The 11482-nt window shown below is 43.0% G+C and carries 6 protein-coding genes; all 6 read left to right on the forward strand.

What is annotated here, in order from left to right; all coding sequences use genetic code 11:
• The first annotated feature begins 64 nt into the window (after nucleotides 1-64).
• The gene (locus tag JO154_RS11145) at nucleotides 65-961 is read left to right on the forward strand and encodes an ROK family protein (protein ID WP_291945244.1); all 897 of its coding nucleotides are present in this window, start codon (nucleotides 65-67) and stop codon (nucleotides 959-961) included.
• Between the two features lie 41 nt (nucleotides 962-1002).
• Nucleotides 1003-2772, forward strand: a complete 1770-nt coding sequence (locus JO154_RS11150; protein ID WP_291945247.1) for a class I mannose-6-phosphate isomerase — start codon at nucleotides 1003-1005, stop codon at nucleotides 2770-2772.
• A 54-nt stretch (nucleotides 2773-2826) separates the two neighbouring features.
• Nucleotides 2827-4008, forward strand: a complete 1182-nt coding sequence (locus JO154_RS11155; protein ID WP_291945250.1) for a sugar MFS transporter — start codon at nucleotides 2827-2829, stop codon at nucleotides 4006-4008.
• Nucleotides 4009-4102: 94 nt separating this feature from the next.
• Nucleotides 4103-6001, forward strand: a complete 1899-nt coding sequence (locus JO154_RS11160) for a right-handed parallel beta-helix repeat-containing protein (RefSeq protein ID WP_291945253.1) — start codon at nucleotides 4103-4105, stop codon at nucleotides 5999-6001.
• A 403-nt stretch (nucleotides 6002-6404) separates the two neighbouring features.
• Nucleotides 6405-9533: a TonB-dependent receptor gene (locus JO154_RS11165; protein WP_291945256.1), complete on the forward strand. Its 3129-nt coding sequence runs from the start codon at nucleotides 6405-6407 to the stop codon at nucleotides 9531-9533.
• Nucleotides 9534-9563: 30 nt separating this feature from the next.
• On the forward strand, nucleotides 9564-11306 hold the full coding sequence (locus tag JO154_RS11170; RefSeq protein WP_291945259.1) for a RagB/SusD family nutrient uptake outer membrane protein: 1743 nt from the start codon (nucleotides 9564-9566) through the stop codon (nucleotides 11304-11306).
• The last annotated feature ends 176 nt before the right edge of the window (nucleotides 11307-11482 follow it).

The raw sequence follows: 11482 nt of genomic DNA on the forward strand, positions 1-11482 counted from the left end.
GCATCAAATTAAGTCCCATGGGTAAAACCGTGGTTTTTTTTGCTTGATTAATATGTTTAAACATATGAACAAACAACTTGTAGTCGGAGCAGATATAGGTGGTTCCCATATCACTGCTGCTTTGATAGATATTCAAACGGGGGCCGTAATAGAAAGCTCCATACAAAAGGAAGCTGTTAATGCGGCTGCAGATGCCGCAGATATTATCTCGCGCTGGGCCTCCGCCATTGGCAAAGTAATCAGCAATGCTCCTTCAGATATAAAAGCTATTGGTATCGCTATGCCCGGACCATTTGATTATCCAAACGGGATTGCACTGATAAAAGGAGTGGCCAAGTACGAATCGCTGTATGGTATTAATATTCGCACGGCTTTAAAAACAGCACTGAATTTTTCCGGGGAAATATTTTTTGAAAATGATGCTTCCTGTTTTGCACTCGGCGAAGCCTGGGCAGGAGATGGGGCGGGAGTACAGCGACTTGTAGCCATTACCCTGGGGACAGGACTGGGAGGTACATTCCTATTGGATAATACCATTCAAAATGAAGGAGAGGGAGTACCGCCTGAAGGTTATATTTATCATCTCCCGTATAAAAACGGCATAGCAGAAGATTATATTTCTACCCGCTGGCTCCTCCGAGAATACAGCATACGTACCGGTAAACAGATAGATGAAGTGAAAACCATCGGTGAACTGGCGGCAGAACAGGATGCTACTGCCCTGGAACTATTTGAAACAATGGGCAATGCCATCGGGGAGGTACTAACCCCATGGCTGGCGGCCTTCCACGCAGCATGCTTGGTGATAGGTGGTAATATCAGGAAAGCACACCCATTTTTCCTGCCGGCATTGCAGCAACAACTGCTAAGGAATAATATTAATACAGCGGTGCGTATTTCTTCAAAAGGAGAAAAATCTGCGTTAACGGGCGCTGCTTGGATTTGCAAACAATCCATTTAATTAATCAGAAATATCGCGCTACAAATAGTAAAACAAAAGCAATGATGAATTGGAGAAAGACAAGCCAGGCTTTGATGCCCGTGACAACCGATACCTATCAAGCACCAGCGTCGGGGAGTTATGACCTGTATCCTTATGCTAAACTGGGTGATGGTAAGATCCATAATGGGTATGATACGCTTGCCGGTTGGATGAAAGATCATAAAACCATTCTGATTGATGGCTATGTAGGAAATGATTGGGAATATATTGGCGCGTCGCTTGAAAAAGAACTTGCTGCCATCGGCTTAAAGGCAAATATTACCTACACCACCTCTCTCATGAAATCCGAAACGGAGATCGACGCACTGGTAAAGCCCTTTATTGGCGAGCCAGGAACCGTATGGGGAAAGAGAACTACCCTTTCTTTAAAGGATTTGTTTGATACCGGCAAATTGCAGCATATATCCATATCCGTTGATGCCATCAATATCATCATAGGGCTAGGGGCTGCACTCAGTGGTCTGAAAGCGCCTGTGGTATATGTAGATCTGCCCAAGAATGAGCTGCAGTATCGCATGCGTGCCCGCATGGCCAATAACATTGGTAAACAACAATGGGACGATAACCAGGAAACCTATAAACGTTTCTACTTCGTGGATTGGGTGCTGCTGAATAACTACAAACAACAGATACTATCTTCCATTGATGTAATCGCAGATGGACAATGGAAAGAACAAATCACCTGGGCTAAGCACCAGGATATCAGTGAAGGATTACAATATATTTCCAGGAACGCATTCCGGGTAAGGCCCTGGTTCGAAGCTGGCGCCTGGGGAGGCAACTGGATGAAAGATCAGATCAATGGCCTCAATAAGGATGAAGTAAACTATGCCTGGTCGTTTGAAATGATTGTACCTGAAAATGGGCTGGTCTTTGAAAGTAATGGTAATCTGCTAGAAATTGCATTCGACTGGTTAATGATGGAACATTCCCAGGAAGTATTGGGAGAGGATGAACAACGCTTTGGTATTGATTTTCCAATCCGCTTTGATTTCCTTGACACATTTGATGGTGGCAACCTTTCTATACAATGCCATCCAACGGTGAAGTATATACGGGAAAACTTTGGGGAAACCATCACGCAGGATGAAACCTACTATATCCTCGATTGTAAGGAGGATGCCAGCGTATACCTGGGCTTCCAGGAAAATATTGATCCTGAAGTTTTCAGAGATGTGCTGGAAGAAAGCGTCGAAAAAAATGAAGCCATCGATATCGAGCAATATGTTCAGCGACACCCTGCCCGTAAACATGATCTGTTCCTGATTCCCAATGGTACCGTGCACAGCTCTGGAAAGGATAACTTAGTGCTGGAAATCAGTGCAACCCCTTATATTTTTACTTTTAAAATGTATGATTGGGTAAGACTGGATCTTAATGGGAAACCGCGTCCCATCAATATCGACCATGCCTTCCATAACCTTGATTTCAGCCGTAAAGGAAACCGCGTACAGGAGGAGCTGATATCCAAACAGTATGTAATGGAAAAAGGGGATGATTGGCAACTGGTGCATACGCCTACACATGCCGAACATTTTTACGATATACACCGCGTAGAATTTACTAATAGTATAGCAATACCTACCGACGGAAAATGCCATGTGCTGATGTTGGTAGAAGGGAAGTCGGTTATAGTAGAGACAGCCAACGGATTCAGACAGCGTTATAACTATGCCGAAACGTTTGCGATTCCTGCCGCCGCCAGGTCTTATAAAATTATCAATGAAGGGGATACTACAGCAAAGGTGGTAAAAGCCTTCGTTAAATAGCCAATAGCACAGTATTAATCAGCAGCAATTATAAAAATCCAAACCACGTTAATCATGATCTCAACAACAAAAACAGAAATAGCAGCAGTACCGAAAGCGGGAATAGTCCAATTACTGCCCATATTGTTTGGATTTTTTATCATGGGTTTTGTAGATGTGGTAGGCATTGCTACCAACTATGTGAAGAAAGATTTCTCGCTGTCTGATACCTTATCGAATCTGCTGCCTATGGCGGTTTTCTTATGGTTCCTGATTTTTGCGGTACCTACCGGCATGCTGATGAACAGGATTGGCCGTAAACGTACCGTATTGCTTGGCATGGGTGTCACCTTTATCGGATTGCTGACGCCCATGCTGGCATACACGTTGCCGATGGTATTGTTTGCATTTGTCATGATTGGTGTGGGCAATACTTTGTTACAGGTGGCATTGAATCCACTATTAACAAACATAGTGAGTAGAGACAGGTTAACAAGCAGTCTTTCCGTTGGTCAGTTCATTAAAGCACTGTCCTCGTTTATGGGGCCTATCGTGGCTGCATTCGCCGGTACCAGATTGCACAACTGGCATTTACTTTTTCCGATATTCGCTGGTGTAACGGTGCTTTCTTTTATCTGGTTAATCGCAACACCTTTGCATGAAAATAAGGAAGAGACACGGACGTCCTCTTTTTCAGCATGCTTTTCATTATTGGGTGATCGCATGATCATCTTTTATTTTCTAGGTATTCTTACCCTGGTGGGAATTGATGTCGGCCTCAATGTTTCGGCACCAAAAATTCTTATGGAGCGAACAGGTATTCCGTTGGAACAGGCAGGATATGTAACCAGTGTATATTTTGTGTTCAAAACTGCCGGTAGTTTTATTGGTGCATTGTTGCTGGCGAAATGGTCTGCCAGTAGGTTCTACTTTATTTCCGCCACTGCGGCTGTTATAGCGATGGTCGCATTATTATTTGCACACGACAGTAGTATCATTTATGCCGGTGTTGCGTTGGCTGGCTTTGCCTGTGCCAATATTTTTTCTGTCATCTTTTCCTATGCACTGCTGCGTAAACCGGGGAGATCCAACGAGATTTCGGGTTTACTGGTCATGGGTGTTTCCGGTGGGGCCTTCTTTCCATTTCTCATGGGAATCTCCTCTGATGCCGTTCATGCGCAATGGGGCGCTATACTGGTTTTGCTGATCTGTTGTATATACCAATGGGGACTGTCTGTTAAGGTGCTGAAATCTTAAAGCAAATAAACCTTGGAATCTTCTTTAAACGATTGAATGATTGTCGATGAACAGCAAATTATATTTTTTTATCCTATTTATTTTTAGCGGGTATTTGAGTTTTGCTCAAAAAACAACTGTTGCAGTAGGCCATTTCCGATCCCACGAATATCATGTATCGGTGAGTGGTAACGACGCCAATGAGGGCTCCTTATCCAGGCCTTTCAAAACGATTATGGCGGCTGCCAATAAAGCGATGCCCGGAGATGTGATCACTGTACATGCGGGCGTGTATCGGGAGTCTATTGTTCCTCCCCGTGGTGGTAATTCAGATAATGAGCGCATTACTTACCAGGCCGCGAAAGGAGAGAAGGTTATAGTGAAGGGATCTGAAGTTATTAAAGGCTGGCAACAACTGGATAAGGATACCTGGGTAGTGAAAATACCCAATAGTTTTTTTGGAAGTTTTAATCCGTATAAAGAAATTATTCATGGGGATTGGTTTTGGCCCACGCCCAAAGAACGCAGGTATCTGCGAGGTGCCGTATATCTTAATGGCGATTGGTTGATGGAAGCGGCAAAGAAAGACGAAGTGATGAATGTTGCCGATGAAAAAAATCCACTATGGTGGGCAGACGTGGATTCCACTACTACCACTATATGGGCACAGTTTAAAAAGACCGATCCTAATAGCCAAACGGTGGAGATTAATGTCCGCCAAACCGTGTTTTATCCCAACGAACCATTTATTAATTTCATTACGGTGCGTGGGTTTGTCCTGGAACAGGCAGCTACCAACTGGGCGCCGCCTACGGCTGAACAAATGGGGCTGATTGGTACCCATTGGAGCAGGGGCTGGATCATTGAAAACAATACCATTCAATATTCAAAATGTGTAGGTATTGCATTGGGGAAATATGGAGATGCATTTGATAACAAGGATACAGAATCTGCGGAGGGATATGTGGGTACTATTAAACGGGCGTTGCGTTTTGGCTGGAATAAAGGTACTATTGGCGGACATATTGTGCGTAATAATACTATCGCCTATTGTGAGCAAACCGGAATAGTGGGTAGTATGGGCTGTGCCTTTAGTATTGTAGAAGGCAATACCATTCACGATATTCATATCCGCCGTTTATTTAATGGCGCAGAAATGGCTGGTATTAAATTTCACGGTGGTATAGACGTGCAAATCCGGAATAACCATATCTATCGTACCAACATGGGTATATGGCTCGATTGGATGGCGCAAGGTGCGCAGATAAAAAGTAACCTGATGCATGATAATTCACTGGATATATTTTTAGAAGTGAACCACGGCCCTATGCTCCTGAGCAATAATATACTCCTTTCCAAAGTATGTCTTTTCCTGAATTCTAGCGGCGCAGCAGTTGTACATAACCTGTTGGGCGGAAAGATAGACGTGATTAACTTTGATAGTAGGCTAACACCGTTTCACCTGCCGCATACTACCTATATGGCTGGTTTGCACGACAATCCCGGTGGAGATGTACAATTTGTCAATAATTTATTTATAAATGGAGCTGACGTCAGCGCATACAGTAAATCCCTATTGCCGGTAAGATTCGATGGTAACGTATATACCAAAGGTGCTGTACAGGCAGTAGCAGCAAACAATGAAAAGAAATTTGGAGAGATGGGAAGTGATGCAATAGAAAAAATGAAGCAATACACAGAACATCCAGCAACAGAACAAAATGCATTGGTGAAAAATGATTTTGATGCTGCAGGAGTATTGATAACTGAAAAAAATGGTATCTACCTAGAACTCAGCATGGATAAGAGCTGGTTGGCCGGTTCCCAAAGGAAACTGGTTACAACTACATCATTGCATCATGCGATTGTTCCGGATTTGCCATTTGAAAATCCGGATGGTTCTGCGCTAAGGATTGATACTGATTATTTCGGAAAAAAAAGAAATACCATCAATCCGTCGCCGGGTCCATTTGAAATTACAACCACCGGAAAACAAAAACTAAAACTGTGGTGAGCACACAACGTTCAATAAGAGGGGAGAAGAACACCCGAATAAACCGTGTCTCACAATAATATACTAGCCGTAAGCATCAACAACGCTTACGGCTTTTTCTTTTTCTCTTACCCAGAAAAAAGCCTCATCCAATCCTACCGCACGCTGAATATTATAGTATACCAGGTTTCTTTTTCGCCTTTCTCATTGGCTGATAACTGTTTGCCATGGCAGCTTACGTGGGAGCTGCTGCGCACGCATTGGTGCTAATGGATAGCAGTTGCAAAAATACCATTTGTAATAGTCAAATAAAGGGTGGCATACTGTACAAGATAATGAGACCTTTAGATTAGACATGAGTAGCGTTATTATCAACCGGACAATGAAACAGAATTCCACCAATTAGCTATTTATAATTTTCCTTATGAACCAATCTAAATCGTTTCTATGGGCGATCGCATTGTTATGCATTGTCCTACAGGCAACCCTTTTGCATGCACAAGATAGAGTCAATGTCAAAGGTATTGTCACTGATTCCACGGGAGCGCCGATGCCCGGCGCCACCATCAGCCAGGAAGGGAATATTAAAGTCGGCACCATTACTAATGGAGAAGGCCGCTTTGAGTTGAATGTGCCTTCCGGCAGTCGATTAAAAATTACGATGTCTGGCTTTCGCCCTGCATTTGCGGTGGCCAGCAATTCTCTGCTGACAATCACCTTACATCAAGCTATTACTGATTTATCAGATTTCGTGGTAGTGGGGTATGGGACACAGAAAAAGGCTAAAATGACATCGGCCGTTTCTTCCATGAATGCTAAGGATATACAGTTGGTTCCTACTACCAATTTGTCGAATGCCCTGGCAGGACGTATGTCCGGTGTTTTTATCAGTTCCCCTACTGGTACTCCAGGTATCGGCTCAAAAGTGAAAGTACGCTCCGCGTCCTCATTCAGTAATAGTGCAGTAGAGCCTTTATATGTGATTGATGGAATAGTAAGAGATAAGACTAGTTTCGATGCGTTGGACCCGAATGAGGTAGCGGATATTACCATTTTAAAGGATGCGTCTTCCGCAGCTATTTATGGTTCCCGCTCTTCCAATGGCGCTATCCTGGTAACCACCAAAAAAGGTAAAAGTGGCAAGGCAATGATCAACTTTAATGCTACTTATAATACACAACGTGTAGGTACACTCCCCGAATATATGCCAGTGAAAGACGGTTTGAATTTAACCAAAGCGGTGAACGGTGGCCTAAGCGATGAAGAAATTAATTGGGTACTGAAAAATAACCCTAATGGCGATAACTATTACAAAGCTGCTTATACCAATCCTAATAGTCAACGTTATGCATTAAGCGTGTCTGGTGGTGATGAAAAAATTAGAGCGTATGTAGGGGGCTCTTATGTGAGTGAGAATGGTTTTCTACCGCAGGTAAATTATAAGAAGTTCAATCTGCGTGGTAATGTAGAAGCCAACTTGGTGAAAAACCTTACACTTGGTTTAAACCTGAGCACCAGCTATGGTACCCGCAGCCGTTTCAATTTTACATATGATTGGGGTTCCGACGACCTGAATAACCTGTGGGGTAAATTACTGTACTGGGATGTATTTGCGACCCCATATATAAATGGTAAACCTAATAACCCTGGTTGGTTAGGAAACCCTATAGAGATGATGAGAAATGGTGGTTATTGGCATAATAACAATCAACAAGTAGATGCCTTAATTACTGCCGAGTACAAAATACCATCTGTAAAGGGATTGAGCATTAAAGCTACTTACAGCAAAAACTTTGATAACAGCTTTGTGAAAACCTTTGCAAAAAAACAAACGCTGTATAATTTCAAGAAGACAGGTCCTAATGGCCTGATTTACACCGATACACTGATTGGTCAGGTGTTAAGTGGAGATCCGGGTACGCCATATTTAGGGAATTCGTATGAAAGGACTAATAATTACCAACTGAATACACAGATTAATTACGACCGCACATTTGGCAAACATACAATAGGTGGCTTGTTTGTTTATGAGCAATTTGAGGGTTATTTCAACAACTTTGGTTTAACCAGGTATAATTTTCCGCTGATGGCAAAGGATCAGTTTCTTTATACCAGTGCCAATAATGCGGATTGGTCAACAGGTGGTTATGAGAGTGAGAGTGGACGGTTGTCTTACATTGGAAGGATCAATTATGACTACGACGCCAAGTATCTTTTCACGGCTTCCGCTCGTAGAGATGGATCTACCAACTTCGCTCCAAATAAGCGCTGGGGTTGGTTTCCATCGGTATCTGGCGGTTGGGTAATTTCAAAGGAAGCGTTTTTCAGTGAATCAAAAATTGGCCAAGCGGTTGATTTCTTAAAACTGAGAGGCTCTTATGCAAGCACTGGTAATGATGTGCTGGATAAAGATGACCCCAACAGTAGATGGAGATGGATGGAGCAATATATTATCTCAGGGAGCTCCTATTTCCTTGGAGCGAATGGTGGGTCCGTACCGGGTTTAAGATATGGTGGTCTTCCTAATAGTAATCTGACTTGGGAAAAATCAAATACCACTGGTGTCGGCGTAGATGCAACGGTATTTAAAAATATCCGATTCAGTTTTGATTACTGGAAACGTCGCTCCTATGATATCTTAGGCTCTAGGGTGTTGGCGGTTCCTTACGAGTTTGGCGCTACTTTACCACCTGAGAACTATGGTAAAGTGAATTCCAATGGTATTGAATTAGAGCTGGGTTATAGTAATAACATCGGCAAAAACTTTAGCTACAATGTAAAGGGTGTATTCACCTATGCTACCAATAAAGTGATCCTGAAAGACGTAGCAGCTAATACCCAGGATTATGCCAATCCAAACGGGAAAACGCTTTCCTATGGAACCGGTTACCAGGCTTTAGGTATCATTCGTACCCAAAAGGACCTGGATAAATTACCGGCGGGTTATACCATCAATGGCGTAGCACCGGCGCTGGGCGATATGTTGTTTGCAGATGTAAGTGGCCCGAACGGGAAGCCTGATAATAAAGTAGACAGCTATGACAAGGTAGTATTGGGCAAATATTTCGGTGCAGACAATGCGCCTATTGCTTACGGACTGAATATATCCATGTCGTATAAAGGTTTTGCTGTGGAGGCATTGTTCTCTGGCCTCACTGGATATAAGATTTCTTACAATGATCCATGGGGTAGAAATTTTGGCGGCGGCGGAAAAGTGCCTGCATATCATGCTGATTCTTGGACCCCAGATAACCCGAACGGCTCTACGCCAAAGATCTATCCATCGGGAGATCCTCACTCAGCGGGCTATACATGGACTTCCAACTTTAACGTATATAACGGCGGATTTTTACGCATGAAATATCTCAATATCAACTACAAATTGCCTGATGCAGTGTTAAAAAGACTCTCCATGAATGATGTGAGATTATTTGTGGCTGGATCCAACCTGTTTAATATTACCAAGTTCAAGCTGTATGATCCGGAAATAGCGGGATTCATGAGTTATCCTACTACGAAAACTTTTACAGTGGGTATTGACATCCGGTTGTAGCAATAGGTGTTTACATTAAAAATTAGAAAAATGAAGACTAAGTTAAATATAGCCAAATTCGCCTTGTTAGTTCCTTTCTTCATGATGGGGTGCAATAAGGTGCTTGATAAAACGAACCTTTCTGCTGTTGGTCCAAATGAGGTATGGACGGATGTGAATATGTCGACCGCCTATTTAAATCAGATTTATTCGAAACTGATGCCCGGTAATACCTATGGTGGCGGCAATGAAACCGATGAAGGGGTACCTTACCAAAAGCAAACCAGCGATTTGCTGAGAGGTACTGCCACATTCGATTCCAAAAATAGTTTTGATACCTATAACAATATACGCACCATCAATATTTTGTTGGGCAATATTGATAAGGCTACTTTCGGCCAGGACGATAAAAATAAGATCAAAGGACAGGCACTGTTTTGGAGAGCATGGGCTTATCATAGCCTCGTGAGCACTTACGGTGGCGTACCACTCATCCTGGAAGCACAAGCGCCTACTTCAGATCTAACAACGCTGCAGAAGCCCCGTAACAAAACATCAGAATGCGTTACACAGATTTTAAAAGACCTGGATGATGCGATTGCCTTACTCCCGGAGGCTTTTACAGATAATGACATGGGCAGAATAGACAAAGGGGCTGCTATGGCATTTAAAGGAAGGGTACTATTGTTTTATGCCAGCCCTTTATTTAATGGTTTAGGCGGCATTGCCTCCTGGCAAAAGGCTTTCGATGCCAACAAAGCGGCCAAAGATTTTTTAGATGCTCATGGCAAAGGATTGTATAGCCCTTATAGCAAAATATGGGATGATGAGTTGAACAAAGAAGTGGTAATGGTGCGCCGTTTCAACTATCCACAGGCTACCTATTTCCAAGGAGGACTGATTCCATTGAACTGGTCTAAAGATGACGTTGGATCCGATCGCCCTTCCTTGGAACTGGTAAATGCCTTCCCTATGAAGGATGGTTCTTCCTGGGAATCGCAATCAAGAAGCTATGATACACTGTTCTTCAACAGAGACGACCGCTTCTACGCTAATATCTATTACAATGGCGCCCCTAACCAATACTTAAAGGGAATGCGTGATGATAAAACTTATCTGTGGACCTATTTTACCAGCATCACCAATTATAGCGGTCCAACAGGACTGGAAGGCGTACACAACTCCGTAACACAAGATCCACTATGGTCTAATTCCAGTTTCTACCGCATAAAAGCAATTGATAAAACCATTGATAAAGGAACAGTGTATAATGCGGCTGTTGACTGGATTGAAATCCGCTATGCAGAAGTATTAATGAACTACGCTGAATGCGCCAATGAAGTAGGTAATACTGCTGTGGCGTTGGATGGATTAAAACAGATCAGAGCCCGTGCGGGTGTTTTGCCAGGAACCCTCGGGAATTATGGTATTACTGCCGCCACACAGTCGGATGTCCGTAGTGTATTGCAAAGAGAACGTTTTGTGGAGTTTTGTTTTGAAGGTAAGCGTATGAGCGATTTACGCCGCTGGAAAATGTTTGACTACCTACGCGCCTTGCCTCAACGCCATGGCATTGCAGTGCTGTTGAAATCCGGTCAGCAGGATGTAAGCCCGCTATCGGATATTAGCACAGTGTGGAACCGGTTTTCGGCTACCGTTATTACAACGGATGCTGTTAACATCGCTATTAAAGATCAGAACTACATTTACGGTATTCCTAAAGTTGTATTAGACAGGAATCCGCTGCTGCAACAAAATAATAACTGGGGCGGTACTTTCGATCCGTTACAATAGAAATGATTTTATTCGTTTGGTTAGGAGAGGAGGGTGTCTCAAAAGGCACCCTCTTCTTTTTTATGGTTGGTCAAACCGATCAGGGGTGTTTTTCGTTTTTAATAATATGCCTAAAGGAAAAACACTATCTGTAATTTTTAAAGCTAACCTGCAACACCAGGCGATGCTTTTTCCGC

Origin of the sequence: Chitinophaga sp., assembly GCF_019236475.1 — a bacterium.
Lineage (GTDB): Bacteria > Bacteroidota > Bacteroidia > Chitinophagales > Chitinophagaceae > Chitinophaga.